This is a genomic window from Rhizobium sp. UGM030330-04 (genome assembly GCF_003208455.1).
Classification (GTDB): domain Bacteria; phylum Pseudomonadota; class Alphaproteobacteria; order Rhizobiales; family Rhizobiaceae; genus Agrobacterium; species Agrobacterium rhizogenes_A.
Genome location: NZ_QKML01000027.1, coordinates 1 through 21,971, shown reverse-complemented (window position 1 = coordinate 21,971; position 21,971 = coordinate 1). Strand labels below are relative to the sequence as shown.

At 60.1% G+C, this 21,971-nt stretch carries 16 protein-coding genes, 1 tRNA gene and 1 pseudogene; 9 read left to right on the top strand and 9 right to left on the bottom strand.

Annotated elements, in window-relative coordinates; all coding sequences use genetic code 11:
* The 3 genes from N434_RS26025 to N434_RS26180 all read left to right on the top strand — a co-directional run.
* On the top strand, window positions 1-228 hold a 228-nt coding region (locus N434_RS26025), incomplete at its 5' end, for a hypothetical protein (protein ID WP_210206059.1).
* A 29-nt stretch (window positions 229-257) separates the two neighbouring features.
* A tRNA-Met gene (locus tag N434_RS24825) sits at window positions 258-334 on the top strand.
* A gap of 226 nt (window positions 335-560) precedes the next feature.
* The gene (locus N434_RS26180; RefSeq protein WP_286172403.1) at window positions 561-818 is read left to right on the top strand and encodes a hypothetical protein; all 258 of its coding nucleotides are present in this window, start codon (window positions 561-563) and stop codon (window positions 816-818) included.
* Between the two features lie 513 nt (window positions 819-1,331).
* Here the strand turns inward: N434_RS26180 and N434_RS26175 are convergent.
* The 3 genes and pseudogenes from N434_RS26175 to N434_RS24810 form a co-directional block, all read right to left on the bottom strand.
* A pseudogene (locus N434_RS26175) lies at window positions 1,332-2,138 on the bottom strand (recombinase family protein); the annotation flags it as partial.
* 144 nt (window positions 2,139-2,282) lie between these two features.
* On the bottom strand, window positions 2,283-3,086 hold the full coding sequence (locus N434_RS24815) for a hypothetical protein (RefSeq protein ID WP_181424071.1): 804 nt from the start codon (window positions 3,084-3,086) through the stop codon (window positions 2,283-2,285).
* A gap of 632 nt (window positions 3,087-3,718) precedes the next feature.
* The gene (locus N434_RS24810; protein ID WP_110760727.1) at window positions 3,719-4,054 is read right to left on the bottom strand and encodes a hypothetical protein; all 336 of its coding nucleotides are present in this window, start codon (window positions 4,052-4,054) and stop codon (window positions 3,719-3,721) included.
* An 855-nt stretch (window positions 4,055-4,909) separates the two neighbouring features.
* Here N434_RS24810 and N434_RS24805 point away from each other — a divergent pair.
* From N434_RS24805 to N434_RS24785, 5 genes are all read left to right on the top strand, one after another.
* The gene (locus tag N434_RS24805) at window positions 4,910-6,082 is read left to right on the top strand and encodes a hypothetical protein (protein ID WP_110760726.1); all 1,173 of its coding nucleotides are present in this window, start codon (window positions 4,910-4,912) and stop codon (window positions 6,080-6,082) included.
* A gap of 330 nt (window positions 6,083-6,412) precedes the next feature.
* Window positions 6,413-7,474 (top strand): hypothetical protein, encoded by a 1,062-nt coding sequence (locus tag N434_RS24800; protein WP_110760725.1) that lies wholly within the window; start codon window positions 6,413-6,415, stop codon window positions 7,472-7,474.
* A gap of 116 nt (window positions 7,475-7,590) precedes the next feature.
* The gene (locus N434_RS24795; RefSeq protein WP_110760729.1) at window positions 7,591-8,133 is read left to right on the top strand and encodes a hypothetical protein; all 543 of its coding nucleotides are present in this window, start codon (window positions 7,591-7,593) and stop codon (window positions 8,131-8,133) included.
* The gene (locus tag N434_RS24790) at window positions 8,126-10,105 is read left to right on the top strand and encodes an AAA family ATPase (protein ID WP_110760724.1); all 1,980 of its coding nucleotides are present in this window, start codon (window positions 8,126-8,128) and stop codon (window positions 10,103-10,105) included. The genes N434_RS24795 and N434_RS24790 overlap by 8 nt, the downstream gene beginning before the upstream one ends.
* The gene (locus N434_RS24785) at window positions 10,102-10,878 is read left to right on the top strand and encodes an ATP-dependent metallopeptidase FtsH/Yme1/Tma family protein (RefSeq protein ID WP_110760723.1); all 777 of its coding nucleotides are present in this window, start codon (window positions 10,102-10,104) and stop codon (window positions 10,876-10,878) included. Before N434_RS24790 ends, N434_RS24785 begins: the two co-directional genes overlap by 4 nt.
* Before the next feature lie 822 nt (window positions 10,879-11,700).
* Here N434_RS24785 and N434_RS24775 read toward each other — a convergent pair.
* Genes N434_RS24775 through N434_RS24760 form a run of 4 tightly spaced genes read right to left on the bottom strand, consistent with a single transcriptional unit; the run spans window position 11,701 to window position 16,706 of the window.
* A complete protein-coding gene (locus N434_RS24775; protein ID WP_110760721.1) occupies window positions 11,701-12,813 on the bottom strand; it encodes an ABC transporter permease in 1,113 nt (370 codons plus the stop codon).
* A 4-nt stretch (window positions 12,814-12,817) separates the two neighbouring features.
* Window positions 12,818-13,948: an ABC transporter permease gene (locus N434_RS24770; protein ID WP_110760720.1), complete on the bottom strand. Its 1,131-nt coding sequence runs from the start codon at window positions 13,946-13,948 to the stop codon at window positions 12,818-12,820.
* Window positions 13,945-15,711, bottom strand: a complete 1,767-nt coding sequence (locus tag N434_RS24765; protein WP_110760719.1) for an ATP-binding cassette domain-containing protein — start codon at window positions 15,709-15,711, stop codon at window positions 13,945-13,947. The genes N434_RS24770 and N434_RS24765 overlap by 4 nt, the downstream gene beginning before the upstream one ends.
* On the bottom strand, window positions 15,708-16,706 hold the full coding sequence (locus tag N434_RS24760) for an HlyD family secretion protein (protein ID WP_110760718.1): 999 nt from the start codon (window positions 16,704-16,706) through the stop codon (window positions 15,708-15,710). Before N434_RS24760 ends, N434_RS24765 begins: the two co-directional genes overlap by 4 nt.
* Window positions 16,707-16,910: 204 nt before the next feature.
* Here N434_RS24760 and N434_RS24755 point away from each other — a divergent pair, with 204 nt between their 5' ends.
* The gene (locus tag N434_RS24755; RefSeq protein ID WP_110760717.1) at window positions 16,911-17,597 is read left to right on the top strand and encodes a TetR/AcrR family transcriptional regulator; all 687 of its coding nucleotides are present in this window, start codon (window positions 16,911-16,913) and stop codon (window positions 17,595-17,597) included.
* A 105-nt stretch (window positions 17,598-17,702) separates the two neighbouring features.
* Here the strand turns inward: N434_RS24755 and N434_RS24750 are convergent, their stop codons facing one another.
* Together N434_RS24750 and N434_RS24745 are read right to left on the bottom strand one after the other, a co-directional pair.
* Window positions 17,703-19,841 (bottom strand): DUF4238 domain-containing protein, encoded by a 2,139-nt coding sequence (locus tag N434_RS24750; protein ID WP_110760716.1) that lies wholly within the window; start codon window positions 19,839-19,841, stop codon window positions 17,703-17,705.
* Between the two features lie 9 nt (window positions 19,842-19,850).
* Window positions 19,851-21,890, bottom strand: coding sequence for a hypothetical protein (locus tag N434_RS24745; RefSeq protein ID WP_181424070.1), 2,040 nt, complete (start codon window positions 21,888-21,890; stop codon window positions 19,851-19,853).
* Between the last annotated feature and the right edge of the window lie 81 nt (window positions 21,891-21,971).

Sequence of the window (21,971 nt, the reverse complement as noted above, 5' to 3'; positions counted from 1 at the left end):
GTCTGCAAAACGCAACATCAAATCTTCTCACTCACAAAATTCGGCCCAGCCGATACAAAAGGGCCGCTCATGCGGCCTTTTGTCGTTCAAGACCAGAATAATAAAAAGACGCCTCGTGCGTCCCTTAAAGGAGACAAATCGCCTTCGGCAATTTGCTCCGGCACCAAGCATAACCGCAATGCGGTTACGCTCTCGCGACAAGTTCTGCGAACTTGTCGCTGGGAATGACATTTTTGCGAACGCAAAAAGTCGGTTAACGCGGGGTGGAGCAGCCCGGTAGCTCGTCAGGCTCATAACCTGAAGGCCGCAGGTTCAAATCCTGCCCCCGCAACCACTGAAACTTGAATATTTGACCATTCAAGTCGTTTGACAGAAAGCTCCTCCGCGTAAGCGTCGAGGAGCTTTTTTTGTTTCTGCGCAGTGTCCAGTTCGCCGGCGCGGAGCCGCTCCAGATAATTGTGCTGCTTCAGCGCCTCGAACTGCTTCTCCAGGATCGTCGCTGCCTCCATCGCAGCAAGGATGGAAGCGATCCGGCCGTGGACTTCGAGTGATGCCGGCTGGTGGCCCGGGGTCTTGCCGATCACCACCTTCTGGATGAACTGGCGGACGATGTTGATGAAGGGCTGCTTGGTCTCGGTATCGGCGTGTTCGCGCAGGTAATAGAAGGCAGAGTTGATGACCATCTCGACGGCTTCAGGACTGACCTCCGCCTTCAGCTTCCTGATCTTCTCCCCGAAATCTTCCTCCGCCGGCGCCTGCTTCAGCCGGGCCTCGAGGCCGGCACGGCGCTCCTCCAGCGTGTCGAGCATATCGTCTAGGGCGGCGAGGCGAGGGCGACCCTCAGCCGCACGGTCGCTGATCTGCTGGATGATCTGGCGCTGTTCCTGTTCCGCAGCTTTCAATTCCCCGGAAATGCGCTGGCGCTCGTCCGGTTCCTTCTTCATCGAAGCTGCGAGGTTTTGGCGAGCCTGTCCGGCGACGTCGTCGAATACACCCATGCCGAAGAAGGCGGCGGGGAGGCAGGACAGCACCCGATCCTCCAGGTTCTTGCGGAGAATGGTCTTTTGGTTGGAGCAGCAGGCGCCATCGAGCCCGTCGATAGGCAGCTTGTTCTTGTGGTTGGAGCAGCCGTAGCGTTCCTTGGCCATGATGGCGTAGGAGCCACCGCATTCGGCGCACTCCAGCATTCCGCTCAGCAGGTAGCTCGGCCGATGCGTCCTGTTCAGCCGATTGGTGGTCGTGCGGGAAAAATTCTCGAGCGTCGTTAGTTGCCTTTCTTTTACGCGCGCCCAGAGTTCGTCGCTGATGATGCGCATGGACGGCACTTCCGTCACGACCCATTCACTTTTGTCGTTGAGGCGGGCGGTGCGCCGTTCGGTCTCCGGGTTCTTGCGGTAATTCTGCTTGTTCCAGACGATCCGGCCGACATAGAGTTCGTTGTAGAGGATGCCGGCCTGCCGCTTGCCGTCACCACGGATCGTATCGTCGCGCCAGTACTTGTGCTGCGGTGCAGGGATATGTCGCGCATTGAGGCTCGCGGCGATCGCCGCGGGACTGACCCCATTTGCATATTGCTCGAAGATCCAGCGCACGATCTCTGCCTGGGCCGGGTCGATCTCGCGCAGGCCCTTGATCCGGTCGCCGTTGGCGTCGCGCTGCTGGCCGAGGCGGTAGCCGTAGGAGAGGCGGGTGGTTGCGATGCCCTTGCGCGCCGCTGTCTTCATTCCTTCTCTCGTGCGGTAGCGGATCTGCTCCACCAGTTCATGGCTAAGGGTGGAGCGCATATGCAGCTCGATATGGCTGATCTCCTGGCCGGCCTGAACCGTCCAGATTGCCGTGTCGTGGTAGTTAAGTTCCTTGAGGATTTTTGAGCTGTGCTCGACGTCGCGCGACAGTCGGTCGACGGTGACACAGAGCACCACATCGATCCGCTCGCGCTTTACATGCGCCAGTAGTTGCTGGATGCCGGGACGCGATGTGAAGGAGGTTCCGCTGATTGCGGAGTCGGCATAGGTCTCGACCAGCTTCCAGCCCCTGTCGGCGACAAACGTCTTGCCGAGTTCGATCTGCGTTTCGATCGACACTTCGTTCTGGCGGTCGGTGGAGTAGCGGGCGTAGAACAATACAGTCTTGGTCATCGTGGTCTCTCGTATCGAGATGAAATTAGGGAGATGGTAACCGGCGGCGGGGAGCTTGAGAGCCCCGTCGCGATGCCGGGTCATCATGGCCCGGCAGGTGTGAGGTGCCGGCGGCAATAATTGCCGCCAGTGGCGAGTTACCGCTCAGCGCTGGTAGCCCATCGCGGCACGATAGGCTGAGGCCTCATCCGTGTTGCCGCCAATCCAGCCATGCTGCTGAAGCTTGAGAAGGCTGTCGACGACGCCATCGCGCGCGCCGCACCATGTCCAGCCGGAATCGGCGGGGCGGATAATGAAGACTTCAGTGGAGGTCACCTTGATCCGCGTTGCGCCCGTCTCTGCCTTGATGGCTTCGCGAAACAGTCGATCCATTTCCTTGACCTGGCGTTTCTGTTCGGCCGTCAGGTGTGCCGGTTGGACGCGCTGAAGAGTCTTCGACGGGATGGGCGTCGCGGGGATGCGGTGGGTGAGGACGAGCACACGGTGCACCTGCTTGCGCCGCGAGCGTGCCCGGTCGATATCGACCATCAAGCCGTTATTGGTCACATCGCAAAACAGTTCGCCACTGATCGCGACGCGGTGGTTCCCCAGAAAAACGATGCAGGGGTGGCTCTGCTGAATTCCCGTCCTCTGCTTGAGGTACGCAGCAAGGGTCGGACGACGTTCGAAGTCGTGCCAGTCTCCCGCATAACCCAGCAATCGCAAGGTGCTCTCGATCTCGTCGTCGCTTGTCGTTGTGATCGCAGGAGTGTGGCGGCGGTCTACCCAACCTGCGCCATGACGGACGAGCCGCACGGCATCCCGGACGCGGGACATCGATGCGCCCGTGATGGAAGCCATGGCTACTGTACCGGAATACAGCCGGGATTTGGTGTCGTTGTCGACGTCGTGAAGGTGGTGCGTTTTAACCGCAACGATGGCAGACGGATGCTGGATGATATTCGACATGGAATCTCCTTGTGCTCGTGGATCGTCGTCGCTTGCGACGGCGATCCACGCGGAGAACTTCCTCGCGCATGCGGCCGGTGCAGATTCCGAGACCGGAATCGTCCTTGCACTCGATGTCCCGGGACGGCTGGATCGTGGCGCCGTCGACATGGGTTTTGTGAACCATGGGCGCCTCCTTTCCGTTGCGGGCTGGCCTGTTGAACACTTGTCGGCGCCAATAGCGCACAAAGCCCGGCACTTCTCAAGTGCCCTTATCTGTATGGCTTTCGATGCCAGTTTGCCGAAAATTACCGGAATTCCCGAAATGGCACGGCCAGAATCGTTGATCTGCGGGGAAGCGCCATCAGCGACCCAAACGGCGGTAAGTCATTGTTAGGCATAGAGTTATGAAAACTGTGGCTGATGTGCAACATACTTGTCGCCGCGACCTTCCGTCAATCGTGGATTGAGTGCCGGTCCCGCGTCCCTCGTAAAAATGCTCGAAACATTCGATTCAGGATAAACGGCGTTTGACCGAGTAATGGGGGGAGGAGCCGTAGAGTCTGCAAACGCCGTTAGGCGTTCCAATGGCAGCGCAGGGTGAGCAGGCCGGGACCGTAGGCAAGGACCCGTAGGCAGGTAGACGAAACCGCTCAGTCGCCCTCGTCGGCAGCGTCAGGATAAAGCAGATGGGGCTTGCGGCGGAAGGGCCAGTCGCCGTCCGCGTACTTCTCGACGAGCTCATCGACGACGGTGCGGGACGCGCGTTCATCGAAACCCTGCCGAACAAGCATCTCGATGACGAGAGACCGAAAGGCTTCCAGCGCATCGTGGCTCCCCTTCGCCACCATGCTCGAAATCGACATGAACAGCGCCGTGCGGGCTACATCGTCGCGTCCGGGCCGCTTGGCCTTTCGATCGGCATCACGCAGCTTCTGCTGTCGCTCGCGCTGTTTGCTGTTGCGGATCTCCTCGGACTTTGCTGGCATGGCCCTCTTCCCCGTCAGGTCTCCGGCTATCGATGCCAGACCGTTGTCACCGCGGCAACGCCGTTTGCATGGAATCGGAAATCCCGGTTTATGAATCGTTTTTTTGGGGTTCTGAATCAAATGTTCGCAATTTGAGATCAATTGCGGACACGTTGAAACAGGTCGAGGCAACCTGGCGAGGGACAAACGGCGGTCGTGAATCAAATGACTAGCGATTGGAATCAAAAATATCGAACCATGAATCAAATGAGCGCAATTTGTTTCGACGTGCGGGCACATTGAAACGACCTGTGGGCAAAGCTGACGGAAATCGCCGGCGGCTTCTTGTCGTACTTACGCCTGCAGGGCCATCTCCATTCCGGCCTATGAGGCGGCGACGAACCAAAAACCTCCCGGTGGGTACATCCGCGAAGTCGCATGTCATATGTCCCAGCCGTTCGCGCGGAATGTGCCATCTCTGGGTGGAAATCGAGCGTCGCCCTTAGACGGCGAGACGCTGGCTTCGTGTTTACTTCGTCGCGTGTTTCCGTGACGGCCAAACTACTTCGTGAAGGCCTTGAATGTGGGAGGTCGGCTATCCGGCTCCGGATTCTTGATTTAGCCGTGAAATAATACAGATCAAATTCTAAGTGGAAAATTTTTATAAATATCGTATATATCGATATTAGTTAGTTAATTATTGGTTTGTATTAAAATACAGTCTCTTTAAATCGCTGAGAAATAAAGCTTATAATCGAATATATACTACGATGATATTTTACTTGAATTTGCATTACATCCGTATTGGCGCGATCATATAGTCATCCGATGCATTGTTTGCCGGATACATTGTAACCGCGTCACACGGAGACTTCCATGCGCACAAAGACCACCAAGACGACCACGACTGCCGCCTATTCCTACGAAGATAACGGTATCGGGCACTCGATGCGCGAACAGCTCGAAACGAGCGCGGCCCATATCTTCGACCTCGGGCGCCGCACCACCGAGCAGACTTTCGAGCTCGGCGATCATTTGAGCCGGGCTGCCGACCTCTTGGCCGACGGCCGGTTCGACAATTGGGTGAAGATGCGCTGCGGTCTCGCACCGCGCAGCGGTCGCAACTATATGGCAGTGTTCCGCAACCTCGGCCATGTTCGTGACGAACTGGTCGATCTCTCGGTCGGGGCAACAGCGCTGTTCCATCTGAGTTCGGCAACGACCGACCAGATCACGGCGGCCATTGCCTTCGCCGAGGAGAACGGGCGTCTGCAGGTCGCCGACGTGAAGGCCATTCTCGCCGGCGGCGAAGAAGGTGGCGACAAGGCCGGGAAGGACGATCAGTTCTCGACCGGCGGTGTTGGCGGACTGAAAGTGATGATTGCGGCCAAGATCCGCGATGGATTGAAGGCGTTCCTCGCCCATGTCGCCGCAATCTGCAAGGCGGTCGAGGCTGCGCTGGCGAGAAGCCGCGTGATCAAGGAAGCGCTGGCGAAGGAAATCCAGGACATCGCCCGTGTCGCCCGTCAGGAGCTCGAAAACCTGGCCTTGTTCATCGAGCCGGAGCTCGATTATGGCCGCAACACCAAGCCAACGAAGTTCCCCAAAAAGACCGGCTGGGCGGAGGTCAACGACACGCTCTACACATTGGGGGGTGTCGATGGCTGGCCGAAGTCGAAAGACATGCGTGACTGGCTTGCGCTGCATGTGCTTCCGGTGCTCGGCTGGGCGGTGTCCAAAGAGCGGAAGCCGGAATGGCCGCTTGCGGTGCCAACTGCTCCGGCTTCCGAACCGGCGGTTCCGGCAGAAGCGGACAGCGTCGGCGATCGCCACGATGCCGAGCCGGTCATGTCGGACGAGGTCTCTGATGATGCCGATGTCCCGGATGAGGCGATCGACCGCTTTGGTGCTGCGCTCGAGGAGGCGACCGGCGGCTTCATGACGGTCAGCCGGGAGGCGCCGCGAAACCGCAAGCAGTTTGCCAAGGTGCCGGCGCTTGCCGACGAGAGCATCGCCGAGGCTGAACTCGTACCCGCCGTCACGCCTTAAGATGCAGTTGCATGAAGGCCGGTGAACCGGCCTTCCCGCCAAAGTCGAAAGGGCCGCATGTCGGCCCTTTTCCTTTTGCCTGATGATGGCGAGTGAAACGCTGAGGCCCAGTGTTGTGATCGCCGGAGACGTTCATCGGCCCGGACTTCGTGAGCCCGCCGTTAACTATGTACCGGCTTTGTTCTTTTTTGCTCTCCCGGGTCCTTGAGCCCGGCTCCCGGTCCTGCCAGGTTGGGGCCGTTCGGATGACCGGACACAAAACGGCCCAAGGCAGCGCGCCAACGCTACCAAGGGCCTAACCCTCAGCCTTCTCGTGAAAGGAATCGGGCTATGACCACATTTACCTCTATGATCCCCAATGGGGAAGTTCTCCGTTCGACCGCAGCAGCGGTACCCATGTTCTCGCAGCGCCCGTTCGGCGCCAGCACCATCAGCGAACCGGCCGCTCTGCGCCGCCATCCGCATATCGTTCGCTTCGCCGAGGTCGAGGCCGATCTCGATCTGCTGATCGATCGCGCCATTGTCGCCATCGCCGACGGCGAACCGGTCGAGGACGACATCCTCGGCCATTACGTTCACATCGCCTCGCTCGTTCGCGCCGTCTCGTTCCGTGAAGGCAAGCTCCTGGAACAGACGGTCGAGCGTCTGGCGAAGGCCAACCCCAACGTCGTTGTCTTGACGCAGTCGCTGAAGCTGCCGCTGGTCAAGGCGGCGCTCGAAGCCGTGTCCGGTAACGACTGGCAGAGTCTCGATGGTGTGAAGCTCGACTGCGAGGCACCGGCCAAAGGCAGCTATACGCCGGACCTGATCCTTGTGAACCGCGCCCGGCACACGGCCTATATCCTCGACTTGAAGCGTTCGCTGGCGTCCTACGGCGACACCAGCCGCCTCGAGGAACTGAAGCTGAAGATGATGGCCTCGGCGATGGTGCTGCCGGACTGGCTCTATAAAAACCAGAAGCGCCTGATGGTCGATACGGTCGAAGTTGCGATCGTCGATGGCGCCAGCCGCCCGAGCGATCATGCCAACGGCATCTGGGCATTGTCGGAGATCGACGATCTCCTGGAAATTGACGGTGTCGCCACCTGCATGGCCGAACTGCGTCTGCGCTTCGGCCGCCGCGTGCAGCAGCTTCTGGAAGTCGAAGCCAGCAAGGCGCTCGGTATCATGGCGGCGGTCGTGGCAGATGCCGGCTCTGCCTCGACTATGCCAGGCAAGCCGCTGATTGCGTTGAACGGCTCGTCTCGCGCTTACGAGGAAGAGCAGGCGATGGCCGCGCAGGACGAGGACGATGGCCATTACGATCTTGGCTGCTTCGACGACGATCAGGACGAAGAACCGGAGCCCGCTCGCATCCGGGTCGGCTTTGCCCGCCGTCCCCGCCGGCACTGACGAGCCGCTAGCCCAACGGCACTGATCGCGGCTGCGCGTGAAGCGCGTGGCCGGCTTCTCCAGTCCTTTCCATTCCTCGAACGTCGGATGCGATGCGCTCCGGCGAGGAGACACTCATGTCCATCGATACCCACAGCCCGTCTGTGGCCGGCTTCCGTTGCGAAGCGGTCACAACCGATACCGTTGCGTCGCCCTGCCTTCGCGGCAGGCTCGCGAATATCCCTCCTGTACACTCCGATGACCTGGAACATGGTTCGAGCGATCGCGACGACCCCGCCGTTCTGATCGGGCTGGCGCTCGCCTTCGTCCGGCACGGTCCTCTGCTGGATGGCCTTGTTCCTGAGCCTCTGATGCTTCGGTTGAGTGCACTGGCCGACTGCGGCAACGCGGCATGCCGCCTGCTGCTCGACTGGCTGCGGAGCCGCAACCGGGATCTCGATCGGTCCCGGAGCGAACACCTGAGCCTGTCTGTCTCGACCGGTTCGTCGGCTGACGCGCATCCGCCGCGTCGTTCGCCGCGCGAGCGTGTGTTGGCGAAGATCCCAAATCCCGGTGTCATTGACGGGCGGCGGCGTGGTCGGACACGTCGGCGCGATCCGGTGCAGAACGCCCACACGGCAATTATTGCCGCGGAGACGGGAGGTCGGACTGATGGATAAGCTCGCCCGACTGTTTATCCGCCGCCTTCGTCATCTTGCGCGCCGCGAGGCACGCCGGATGGCGCTCCGCAATGGTCTGCTGGAAAGCAAGATCGTCGATGTCGATGGCCATCTCATCTTCCGCTACAGCCCGGCTTTCGACACGACACGACTGACCGGCGATCCGATCCGTGACGATAGCTGGTTCCGGCGGAATTTTGGTGCCTGGCTTGTCGCACCGAAGGAGATCGGCAATCCGACAGCCGGCTCTGCTGGCGATGGTGCCGTGACCGCCGGGATCACTCATCCGCCGTTCGCCTCGCAACTCGTGGCCCTGCCTCGGGCGCGTCACGGCACAATCGTAGAGGAGGGGGCGCTGGGTAGCAGTATCGATCGGCGTCCCTATGCCGTCGGTCTTGTGGATCGGGCAGCCGCTCAGCCACTGGTCAGTCACATCGTTGCAACCCTGGTTCTGGCGCGTGCGGTGCAAAGGAGCGGACGGTCGCTTCGGGAGATCGTTTATACGCTGACCCGTGTTACACCGGTCGTCACTCTGCATGCGCCACTTGAAGGCTTCGAGGGGCAAGTGCTGCGGCTCCTGGAGAAATCCCGGCTGGTGCCGGGCGGCCCGTTTGCGATCGTCGATGCGGACCACATGTTCAATGACGACTACTTCGACGTCGTGGAAGGCGAGACACGCAGACGCCTTATGACCTTCTCGGGTGCCGGCGTGCATCGTGTCACGGGCAATGCCCTGCGTCGGCGGATGCTCAGTGCGCTGTCCCACGACTTGGCCGTCCTTGCCGTCGCGGAGAAACGCTCGGACATTCCCTCGCTGTTGCAGATCGCCGCCGACCTGTCGCTGGAAACGGGAAAGCTCGATCGCAGGTTCGTCGCCGACCTGGTCGAGGTGCTTTACCCGGACGTGGCAATCGAGATGCTGGGCCTGCCGTCGGATTCCGATGCGCGCTGGCTGTCGCTCGAGGATCTGGTGCTTGCGTTTCGTCCAGGGCGACATGTTCGCGACGTGCTGCATGTCGTTGCCACGCTCATTGAGCGCAATCGCAGTGACTTCGAGGAAGAGGAGGACGGTGGCGGCGGGAGCGACGACAAGGCATCCGGATCGGCATCGTCGAGCACATCCACCGAGAAGCCCCAAGGCTCGCACGAGAAGTCGAAACCGACCGACACCGATAGCAACGGTCGCTGGAAGAAGGATAAGCCGTCCGGCGCTGAGGTGATCCAGCCGGAGCCAATGCCGACGGTGGGCGAGATGGGCCACAAGCCGCCAATGACCGTCGAGACCCTCTCCGGATATGGCCGAGCGAAAGACTGGGCGCTCGATCTCAAAGCGGACCTCAACGATTATCGGGCAAGCATCCTTGCATGGTCGGAGATGAGCACCAAGCTTTTGCTATCCGGTCCGCCTGGAACCGGCAAGACCACCTTTGCCCGGGCGCTGTGCAACAGCCTGCAAATCCCGCTGATCGTCACCTCCGTCTCGACCTGGCTGCAGGGGGGACATCTGAACGACGTGATCGATCGGATGAGCAAGACATTTGTCGAAGCGCGGGCCATGGCGCCGGCGATCCTGTTCATCGACGAGATCGACGGTATCGGCAAAAGGCAACCGGCCGAGCGGGAATATGCCGACTACTGGAATACCGTCGTCAACAAGGCACTGGAGCTGCTGGATGGTGCGATCAAAAACGAAGGGTTGATCATCGTCGGCGCCACAAACCGGCCCGACCATATCGACGAGGCCATCAAACGCTCCGGACGGCTGGAGACCCATATCGAAATCCCCAGGCCCGATGTCCCAACCCTCGCTGAAATCCTTGCCCACCATCTCGGTGATGAGGTGACATCGCTGATCCGGGAGCCAGTATCAGAAACCCGGTCGGAAGCCGGGGACGGATTCTCGCTGAAGAGGATCGTTGCCGACTATCTGGAGGAAGACGCAGAAAGTGAACAGAAGGGAGCCAGCCGATGACTGAGCCACAGAACAGCTACGCGTCAGAATTGTCAGCAACCGCGCAAGACAATAATTCCGCAGATGTGATCCTGCGGCGTCTCGCCACGCGGGCGATGGGGCTGACAGGTGCTGATATCGAACGCATCGTCCGCGAGGCGCGATTGAAGGCGCGCCGCGGCAAGCGGGCGATCCGCTATGAGGACATCGAAGACGGCATCCGCGGTCATCGCCCGCCGCTGCCCAACGATCTGCGCTGGCGCTTCGCCTTCCACGAGGCGGGGCATGCAGTTGTCCATCATGCCCTCGATCTCGGACCTGTTCGCGGCCTCAATATCGATACCGGCGAGGGCGGCTATAATCTCGTCGGCTTCCACGCCTGGGCAACCGATACCCGCGACTGGTACGAAAACATGCTGAGCATGCTGATGGCCGGGCGGGCTGCCGAGCAACTGGTGCTCAAACGGGTCTCGAGCGGTTCCGGAGGTACCGACGATAGTGATTTGGCGCGGGCAACGCGGCTGGCCTTCGATATGGAGCGCACCCTCGGCTTCGGAACCGAGCATCCGCTGCTCTATCGGCCCCATCGCGATCCGGGTGCGGTGTTCGCCCGTGATCCAGAGCTGGCGGCTCGCGTTCACGGCAGGCTGGATGCGGCGCTCGACCGGGCAGTCGTGATCCTCAGACGACGCAGACCCACCTTCCATGCCCTCGCAAAGGCCCTGTTCGAGGCTCAGGCAATGGATGAAGGGGCCGTACTGCACATCCTGACAAATGGTGATCTGACGTCTTGAAGCCGTGATGGCAGCGATATTGAAGGCGTGTGAGCCGAACGATGCCATGATGATCTGGTCAAAGACAAAGATCAGAGCGGGCCTCGAAACGGCCTGATCTTTTGTTGTCGCAGGACCTAGCTGACAGTTATCTACTTATTGAGTTCAAACGCCCAAACTATCCAATTTCTCGGGAAGACATCGCTCAGGCGGAGCAATATCGTGATCTTGTCAGGGACCATCACCTCGAGCAGTTCGCTAAGGATCTTGATGATCGGTAAGGGCTCTGCAGCCTCTATAGACAAGAGATATGGGACTGACATGACGACGGTTAGTTCCTACGCAAGCGTGCTTTCGTCCGCTCGCACGGAACTCAACTGGCTGATTTCATCGCTAACCCGTCTATAGATCGCCCGTTCGTTGAGGGTTCGGACAGGCTCACCCCGCATCCAGCGGGTCGTGCGTCTCGGGCACGAGCGGTGATGCGCCTTCATTTCGGTCGCTCGACCTACTTTTGTATTCGTTCTGAAGCTTCCGTTCGCTTACCGCAGCCGGGTTGTCCGACTTGGGGTGGGAAACGGCAAGGCAGGTTTTGGGCGACTGCGCCGGGAAAGCGGACATTGATCTGGCGAATAGGCTTTAACTGCAAAGCGCCTTCATTCCGGCCGTTTATGTGACGGCACCCTACTCCTGAAACCTGACGGTCCGCGAAGAAATCGTCTTGCCCAACGGTTTTGTTCCCTATCCTAGCCGGCTTCGTTCTTGGACAAGCCTTTTACGGCGCCTGCATTGGCACCGCCGGTCGCTGATGCTCCCGCGGCAACTGACAATGCAGGCTGCGAGCTATGCGAGACGGTTCCTGAACAGCCAGGCCGCCAACGGCAGGGTGACGGCCGCCACGGCCAGCAATGGCACGAAGTCGAAGGCGACGTCGCCGAGGCTCGCTCCTTCGAGATAGACACGGCGCACGAGATCGATTCCGAAGCGCAGCGGGTTCACATAGGTGGCGATCTGCAGCAGATAAGGCATGTTGCGCACGGGGGTGAGCAGTCCCGACAGAAGCATCAGCGGCATGACCAGCATGAAGGTGTAGAGCATGGCCTGCTGCATGGTGAGAGACACCGCCGAGATGGAAAGCCCGATACCCACGGAGGCCGTGGTGAAGCCGACGAGGCCGAGATAGAGCAGGAAGACCGAGCCGTTCATCGGAATCTCGAACCAGAACAGGATGATCAGGAAGATGATCGTCGACTGCAGCAGGCCGACGAGGATAGACGGGAGCGCCTTGCCGATCAGGATCTGGAGCGGGGACAGGGGCGTCACCAGAAGCTGGTCGAACGTGCCCTGTTCGCGCTCCCGCGCCACCGAAAGCGCCGCCAGCATGAGCGTCTGCAACATGCTGAGCGAGGCGATCAGGCCGGGCATCATGTTCCAGCGCGATTCCAGATTCGGATTGAACCATGCGCGGCGCACGACGGTGACGGGTGAGGCATTGCCGAGCGACTGGTTGTAGCTTGAGACGATAGAGGAGACATAGGCGGAGGCCGCGCCGGCCGTGGAGGAGTTGCGCCCGTCGAGGATGACTTGCAGCGGAGCCTGCCGGCCGGTCGCAAGGTGGGCTTCGAAGTCGGGCGGAATGCTGATCACAAGGAGGACGTCGCCGTCATCGATGACGCCGGCGATCTCATTGGATGCGGTCAGCGTCGCCACCCGCTCGAACACGCCCGTGCCGTCGAGGCGGGCGAGGAGCTCTCCCGAGGCCGCGCCCCGGCTCTGGTCGAGGACGGCATAGGGCACATGGGTGAGGTCATAGGTCGCGCCGTAGCCGAACAGCAGTGCCTGCAGCAGCGCGGGCATGAAGAGGAGCGCCCGGTTGGCGGGGTCCTTGACGAGGGCGAGCATTTCCTTGCGGAACAGCGATAGAACCCCTGCGGCATAGCGGGCGATATCCGGCATCGTCTCAATCCAGCTTCTTGCGGAGCGCCCTGCGCGTGAGCGCGATCAGAGCCACGGCGTAAACGGCGAGAATGGAGCAGTCCCGCGCGACGTCCGGCCAGTTGTCGCCGGCCATGAACAGCGTCTTGATCAGCCCCATGAAATGCGTGGCCGGCAGGAACTGGCTGATCACCTGGATGATCGTCGGCACGTTGCGCAGGTCGAAGACGAAACCCGACAGCATCATGGCGGGCATGAAGCTGGCGAGCAGCGCCAACTGGCTCGCCGCGAACTGGTTTCGCGTGGTGGCCGAGATGAAGAGGCCGAGCGCCAGCGACACCGTCAGATAAAGCAGCGAGGCAAGAATGATCACACAGAGCGAACCGCGCATCGGCACCTCGAACAGGAATCTGGCGGCGAGCAGGCACATGACGAGGTCAATGGCGCCGATGACGAGGTAGGGCGCCAGCTTGGCGAGCACGAGCTCCAGCGGCCGCACCGGCGTGACGAACAGCGATTCCAGCGTGCCGCGCTCCCATTCGCGTGCGACGAGAAGCGATGTGAGGAAGGCGCCGATCAGCGTCATGACGAGCACGATGAGGCCGGGCACCAGATACCAGGTGCTTTCCCCCGCCTCGTTGAACCACATGCGCTGCACGATGGCGATGCTTGCGACGCCGGAAGACTTGTTGCCGGCGCGATCGGCCTGCTGCTGCGAGGGGGTAGCGAGCGCGCCGTTGACATAACCCTCGATGGAGGAGGCGGTGTTGGAATCGATGCCGTTGAGCAGCAGTTGCAACCGCCCGTCGCCGGTGGCGAGGCGGCGCGAGAAATCGGCTGGAACACGCAGGATGGCGTCGCTCTCGCCGGCGCGTATCATGCGTTCGGCCTCGGCCATCGACGTCGCCCATGTCGGCGCCAGATAGCGGGAGCCTCGCAGCCCGGCGACGGCATTGCGCGCCGTCGGCGAGCTGTCCTCCAGCACCACGGTGACGCGCGCATCTTTGACGTCGAAGGAGAGGCCGTAGCCGAACAAAAGGATCAGGACGACCGGCAGCAGGAGCCCGACGATCAGGTTGCTGCGGTCGCGCAGCATCTGCCGTGTTTCCTTGCGGGTCAGCGCGATCAGGCGGCTGGTGAAGCCGGAGGCGCTCATGCCGCGGCTCCCTGTGCTTCCCGCTGCGCGCGCCCTTGTTCGACGATGGCGATGAAGGCGCTGTTCATGTCGGTGCCGGCATCACCCGCCTGCTTGCGAACCGCGCGCGGCGTGCCGAGCGCCAGCATCCGGCCCGCATCCTGGATGGCGATGCGATCGCAATATTCGGCCTCTTCCATGAAATGCGTGGTGACGACGATCGTTACGCCGCCTCTGGCGAGCGCGGTGATGGTGCGCCAGAACGACCGTCTTGCGAGCGGGTCGATGCCGCTGGTCGGTTCGTCGAGGAACAGGATGTCCGGCTCGTGCAGAAGGCCGGTCGCCATCGCGAGGCGCTGCTTGTAACCGGCGGGCAGGATGCCGCTCTGTGCCGAGGGATCGAGGCTGAACCGTTCGAGCGCGGACGATACGCGTTCCCTGAGCGTCGTTCCCCGGAGGCCATAGGCGCCGCCGAAGAATTCGAGGTTCTCCCGGACGCTGAGATTGCCGTAGAGCGCGAACTTCTGCGAGACATAGCCGATGCGCCCGCGCGCTTCGGCCCGGGCGGTGCGCAGGTTGCGGCCGGCCACCTCCAGATGGCCGCTCGTCGCCGGCAAAAGGCCGCAGAGCATGCGGAAGGTCGTCGTCTTGCCTGCGCCGTTAGGGCCGAGAAGCCCGAAAATCTCGCCGCGCGCCACATCGAAGGACGTGCTGGCCACCGCCGTGAAATCGCCGAACTTGCGAACGAGGTCGCGGACGACGATTACCGGCGTGTTGTTTGCGGTTTCGGGCGCAGGGGGACCGTCGTCCACGCTTGCGGCCGCCGGTTCTGCCGCATGGCCCTCATGCTCGCGCAGCAGCATCATGAAGGCGTCTTCCAGCTCTTCCGCGCGCGGTTCGCTCGGTGCGCTGTCGAGCAAGTCTTTCAAGCGGTCGTCCTCGGCCTCCGGCTGGCGGATGAAACGAACATTGCCGCCGCTCGGCACGGCATCGACGATCAGCTCGGGCCTGTCGATCAGGCGGGCCTGAAGCGCGCGGGCCGGCATTACCTCGGGCGGCGAGGCCGTGAACGTCAATCCGTGCGCGCGGGTCTTCAACGTGTCGGGTGGGCCTTCCGCCAGCAGCCGGCCCCTGTTCATCACGAAGACCCGGGCGCAGCGCTCGGCCTCGTCCATATAGGCGGTGCTGACGATGACGCTGAGCTTCTCGTCGTCGACCAGTTGCCGGACGATCTTCCACAGGTCCCGCCGCGACAGCGGATCGACGCCGACGCTCGGCTCGTCCAGCAGCAGCAGGTCCGGCGAGCGCACCAGCGTGCAGGCAAGCCCCAGCTTCTGCTTCATGCCGCCCGAAAGCTTGCCGGCGGGACGTTCGGTGAAGCGCGCCATGTCGGTCATTTCCAGCATGCGGGCGAAGCGCTCCCTGCGCTCGCTCTGCGGTACGCCGTGCAGGTCGGCGTAGAGATCGAGGTTCTCCTGCACGCTGAGATCCTCATAGAGGCCGAAGCGCTGCGGCATGTAGCTGATGCGATCCTGCACCGACTGGGGATCGGCGGCGACATCGATGCCGAGCACGGAGAGCGAGCCGGAATCCGGCTTCAGTAGACCGGCGATCATCCGCATCAGCGTCGTCTTGCCGGCTCCATCGGGGCCGACGAGCGCCGTCAGCGCACCGGCCCGCACCTCCATCGATATCCCGTCGACGGCATCGAGCGTGCCTCCATCGGGAGCCTTGAACGACTTGCGCAGCGCTTCGGCCGAAACGGTGATGTCTGCGTCGTTCATGATGCCGTCCCGACGGAAAGGTGCACGGTCGCCGGCTGCCCGAGGCGCAACACGTCGTCGGCATCCTCGACGACGATCCGAACCTCGTAGACGAGGCTCGTGCGCAGCTCCTCGGTCTGGACGGACTTCGGGGTGAACTCCGCGACCGGCGAGATGTAGCCGACCCTGGCGTTGACCGGCCGGTCCGGATGGCTGTCGGTGAAGACCTGTGCGGCCATGCCGGGCCGGATCTTGCCGAGGTCCGTCTCGCTCACATAGACGCGAACCCATTTCGGTTCGGTGAGCGCCAGCGCGAACACGGCCGAAGACGGCGTCGCGATGTCGCCCGGCTCGCGCAGCCGCGAACGGACGACCGCATCGACAGGCGCACGCAGCCGGCCCTGATCGATCTGATGGCGCAAAAGCGCGAGATTGGCTTCCGAGGCTTTCAGTTGCGCTTCGGCGGCGGCGATCTCCTCGGCTCGTGTGCCGGCTTCCGCCAATTGCAGGGCGGAGCGCAGTTCCTCAACCTTGGCCTTTGCCGTTTCCAGGTTGGCCTGCGCCTGATCGAAGCTCTGTTCGCTTATCGCGCCGCCCGAGGGCGAGCGCAGACGGCTGGCGCGGGCAAAGTCCTGCCCTGCGCGCACGGAGGAGGCCTCCGCCGAGGCAAGTTGCGCGCGGGCCTGTGCGATCTCTTCAGGGCGCGGGCCGTTCTTCAGCTTCAGCAGCGTCTGCCGCTGTGCCTCCACGGTTGCCGCCTGTGCATCCGCTTGCAGTTCGAGCGTCCGTGTGTCGAGCAGGCCGATGACCTGCCCGGCCGTCACCCGGTCACCTTCCTCGGCGCGCAATTCGGCGATCCGCCCGCTGCCGTCGAAGGCGAGCGAGACCTGCCGGATATCGACGTTGCCATACAAGGTCAGCTCGGAGGCGTTCTCGACCTCACGCCCGCTCCACCAGTACCAGCCGGCAGCCGCGGCGGCAGCGAGAAACAAAATGACGATGACGGTTCTTTTCATGGAGGGACGTCTTTCGAGGGGCAGCGCGAGACAGTGACGGATATTAAATTTAAATTGAATTTAGAATATCGTCCTGCTAATGTCGAGTCCTCTTTACGGGACGCCCTCGTCGATATTTCCGAGTTGATACGGCGCGATTGATTGCCGGATCGAAGTCATATTGAAAAGAGGTACGATCCCCCTTCACGCAACTGGACCGAACACATGAAGAAGCCACCTCGAACGCAGCGCACGGATGGAGAAGCCACCTATAACCGCATTCTGGAAGCGGCGGGCGAACTTCTGGCGTCGACGGGCTTTGCGGAAACCACCAACAAGATGATCGCCGCGCGCGCCGAGGTGGATCTTGCCTCCATCAACTATCATTTCCGCAACCGCGACGGCCTCTACCAGGCCGTCCTGATCGAGGCCCATCGAAGGCTCGTCGACGTCGATGCTCTCGGCAGGCTGGCGGCGAGCGGCCTGCCCGCGCGTGACAAGCTCCGCAAACTCATCGAGTTCATCATCGACGGAACGGCTGCCCATCAAGAATGGCCCATGCGCGTCCTCGGCCGCGAACTGATGTCGCCATCCTCGCATATGCGGGTATTGCAGGAGATCGAGGTCGCGCCAAAGCTTGCGATCATTCTCGATATCCTCAGCGACATCACCTCGATCCCAGCCGACGATCCAGCGCTCTTTCGATGCCTGCCCAGCATCGCAGCCCCGTGTGCGATGCTGCTCGTGATTGGCCGCGTCCCCTCGCTCTTCGCCAATCGGGTCTTCGACATGTCGAAGGAGGTTCTGGTCGACCATCTCTACAGTTTCGCGATCGGCGGCCTTGAGGCGATCGGGAAGAAATACGATGAGGCGAATGGCTTCAAACACGCCCGAACAGGCGAGATGTCATGACGCCACAAGTGACGGCGGCTTCAGCGCCTTCAACTCGGTCATTAGTTGAGAAAAACAGCTTACTCAAAAGCCGCCATACATTTACCTCGTATGATCGAGAAATTTTTAGTGGCTTTTGTTTTCGAGCAACTTGTCGATATCTGTACCTAGAGGGATCTCAACCCTAATCCCTTCTGGTCCGCGCCAAGGCAACATTCCCAATTGCCACATCAACCTTTCGACATGGACGTCTAGTGCGAGAAATTCGTCGAAGGACTCCCACCGTCCGAACCGCATCCGAAGACGCTCAAGTCGATCACGAAAGATGGGGAACCACTGCTGCAAACCGACATCTGCAAGTGCAGCCGACAGTTCGCCGTCGGCATCATAAGGGTCAGTGCCACTCGCGGCGCAATGCCCAAGAAGGTCTGCTGCGAACTGAAGGGCGTAGGAAATGCGCGGCATGACGGTCCCAAGAAGGCGGTCCAAATCCCCATGGTGCCGATACTCTAACCTTGTTGCAAAGCTGGTTGATTTCATCTCACCCAAGGCAGTAATGAATAGCTCACGTTTGACAGAGACATGATGATGTGGGCCGCTGAAGCCTGCACTGATATGCGAAGCAAGATAACTGAATATAGCTGGATGAACGCTTGGGTACAAAAAGCCATGCAGCGGGTCGCTGATTGGCTTCATCCATACACCCGGCAGGTGGTGCTCAATCATCTCTGATATCGCCACCTCCGTTAGCTGCCTCACGAAGATGTACGATCCCCATTCGACAGTATCGCTTTCTTCGGCGAGCAGGGCAAAGGCGGCTCTCGCATCGAGGATGATCCGTTCCTTCCAGTGCCCGCCTCTTTGAACCGACATGGTCCTTGCGATCCCTTGGCCGATTTCCTCGGGGGTCGAGTCCGGAGCGGATGCCCCTTCATACCCCCGATCGAGCGTGACCACTGCCTCGCGGTAATCGGATGTTATGGTAATGCCCTCCAAACGCTGCAAAGGAAGCGCCTGCGCAAGCGAGGTGACTATCCCTTGAATAGCGTTTGATAGTTCCTGGACGTTTTCAGCATCACCGCAACCTATCAAAGATAGTTCGTATTGCCATGGCTCGTTACTCTGATTGTTGAGATCCGCTGGAAAGATGGGCGCATCCTCATCTCTCGGTTTCGGCACTATCGTCAGATAAGGTTCCAGTGCACCGCTGATGCCCTCCTCGATGAGCGTCACCGAGCGCTCTCCGAGTTGCTTATGCAAACCTGTCAAATATTCGTTTATCGTCGGGGCGAGGAAGAAATCGTGGCTACATCGTGCAGCCTCATCATTGAAGTTAAGCAATTGCGTCACGTTATATATTGTAGCTGCGCCCACCAAAAGTTTGTCAGGCGTCACCGGCAAAATGATGGCAGAAACTGCCTTCCAATCCGAGAACATTGCGGGCGCGGTCTGTCCTGATTGATCAACGGCTAGCGCGGCACAATCAGGCAAAATCGCCCCTTCCCGCTGAGCAGACTGAACAGTCCAGTTCAAATCTTCCAGAAGTTTCAGGCGAGGCGACGAACTGGAAATTTTCGCTAAGGTTTTGTTGTGCGTTTCTCGCACGAAACCATCCGTTGTTTCGAGCCATGAACTGAATAGATCACGCAAAAGCGGAAGCGTATCGGCCGCGAGCGTTGCGAAGTTCTCCTTTGCTGCAACGAATGCGATTCGCTCAATTAGGTTCACCGGTAGCCCGAGACTCTCAATTCCCTCGATCTCGCTGAGCTTTTCGGCAAGGTTGTTTCGGAAGACTGCATTGGGTTCGTCCTCGTTCAGTCCCATCAATGACTGAATACGATCATCGTCACCGAGAATAGTCTCCATACCATGCGCCATCATGCGCAAACCGCGTTCCATGTTGACGCGAACATGGGCGGTGCGCGGCACGAGATGGTTCACGATCTCGGCAGCGTCGGTCGAGTTGACGACGGCACCGACAGGCTGGGCGCGGATACCGGCTAATATTCTGGAAATAGGTGTCTCAATGTCCGTGATGTCGTCATCAAGAGTGCGTGCGTTATCGGTCGCAGGGCCAGAATAGAAGTACTCCGAAGCACCCACTTCCTTAAGCCGCTTCGGTTCAGGAGCGACGCCGCGGGCGAAGACCCAGATCTCCTTGCGCTTCGGCCGAATTCCAAATGGCTTTTGAAGGAAACGGGGGAGATAGTGCTGATTTGGTCCGCTAGACAAGTTCTCACCGCTGGCATTGGGTTCCGAATTCAAAAAGTATATCTACGCTGCTCTTTTCGCGAGGTCGATACCGATAACCGTTACTTCGTCAATTCCTGGAAATTCCTGCGCAACCTCTTCCCAACGGTTCTGAAGCGCTGCGATCAACCTTTCAAAATCAACTCGATTAGCTCTACCCGGAACATCCCAGCCAGCCTTTTCGCCGGTGCGTACCAGTACGAAAATGCCGCGTGCCGACCGGTTATCGCGCAGATAGTCGCCACATAGTTGATGCTCCAATCGTTCGAAAAGTTGGGGTCCCGTCCACTTATCAGCCAGCTTCAACTCGGCCGGCACGGGCGCATCAAATCCCATTCCGTGGAACCTGATGTCAGGCTTCTTGGCATCTGCAAACTCCTCCTCTTGCGGGACAGAATAACGAGCGGACGCCTTCTCACGAAGTTCACGCCCGATATACTTACGCATATCGGTTTCAAGCGTCGCACCTGCTTTGAGTATTGTCGCGATGCTACTGTCCCCGTTCTCAAGATCATCTTTCAAATCGAGGAACCGCATCACCGCAAGCTCCGCCAGTTCTCGATGATTGGCCGGCGTTCGCTCCAGCTTGTCATGGAAGTCGCGGACCTGTGCAGGCATCCACGGCGCGATATCCGAGTCCTGCTCGGCCTTCACCTTTGCCAAGTGGGCGAACCATGGACGGGATTCCACCTCCGGGTGGGATCGCGATATTTCTTGCAGGGCCAGGAAGGCTTCCTTGCCAGGAATCTTGTTCAGCAGATCAAATAGTCCGTTCCGTGAGTCCTGCGCCTTGTCGCGCAAACCTGGCGAATAAACCCCCGTGCCGGCGCGATCGATGTCCTCGCTTCGCCGGATATGACCATGCATCAGCAGATAGAGAGTCTTCAAGTACCGGGGTGTTTGATATCTGGCTCTGGTGCTGGCTGCGCTTCTGCGACCGCCCCATAGGTTTGTTACAAAACTCATCGCGAATTCTGTTCGCGCCTCGCCCCGCGGCAATTCTTCAAAATAGGCTGCAAGGTCGGAAATTGCGGCTTCAGGATCGACGCCTACCCACACGGCGTACCAGTGAGCCACATGCTGCGGGGTGTGGACTGACCGGACTTTTTGCGACGCGAGCACGGCTATTTCCTCGTCGGACAGAGCCGATCCCTGCAAAATCTTGAGGAGCTTATCCAACGTGGCTGCGTTTGCAGGCTCGGATTCCTTCAGCAGATTTGCGATATGCGGGCCGAAGGTGGCCCAGCTCCATTCACCTGACCAGCTAACGTCACTGAGGACGTAATGAACCTCCTTCTCTGGTGTTGCTTTCGAAAGCTCGAAGCGAATCTCCTGAAGAAGGAAATCTGTGACGGTGCTCGTATGTGCCTCGAAGAGCCTGGGAAACCAGGTTGGGAAACCGTTCAATTCGAACGAGGCATATCGGCAGGCGAGCTCGATGTCTGCTTCGCTAAGGCTTTTCACCCAATTTGGTGTCTCCTGCGCTTCGATTTCGAGCCCGGCCAAACCAAGAATTGCCGACATTGGTGTCGAGTTTTCTGGCGCCCCCTCCGAACGAATAGTCGGTCTCTCACGCCGCCAATAAGCCACAATTCCGTCACGGAACGCTTGCGCGATATCCTTACCGAACTCGGCTTCCAAGTTTCTCCAGTTGCCATGAGTCCACCGACCGGAGCGATCGCTACCACGGCGCATCCGGTCGTGAAGGTAGGTTAGGCCGTTGAAGACATAGCCAAGTTTGGTCAGAATCGCGTCGCGCAATTTATCGAGATTTTCGCCCAAGTAAATTTTTGAGTCTGCGAGATCCTTTTCCTCTTTTCGCTTTCTTTCTTCGGAGCGTCTTTTCCACTGCGCCTCCTGACGTTTCCAGGCGCGGGCCTCCTTCCCTTGAGTTGGCGGATTGAGGAACTTGTCCAACTCATCCGACAATTCCGTGTTGCCGGAGACGAGTCGCTTGAGCTTTTCACGCCACAAACGCGGCCGGTCGTTTGTGCTGTAGAGTCTAAAAGCCAATGATAGCGCGACAAGCTTGTCGTCTTGGAAGGGCTGAGTGTTGATTGCCACTGAGAACTGACCCGGCGTTTCCACCGAGAATTGACCCGCCTGTTAGGTATGTTTCGGGTCTGCGGTCGTGGTCAAGTTCCT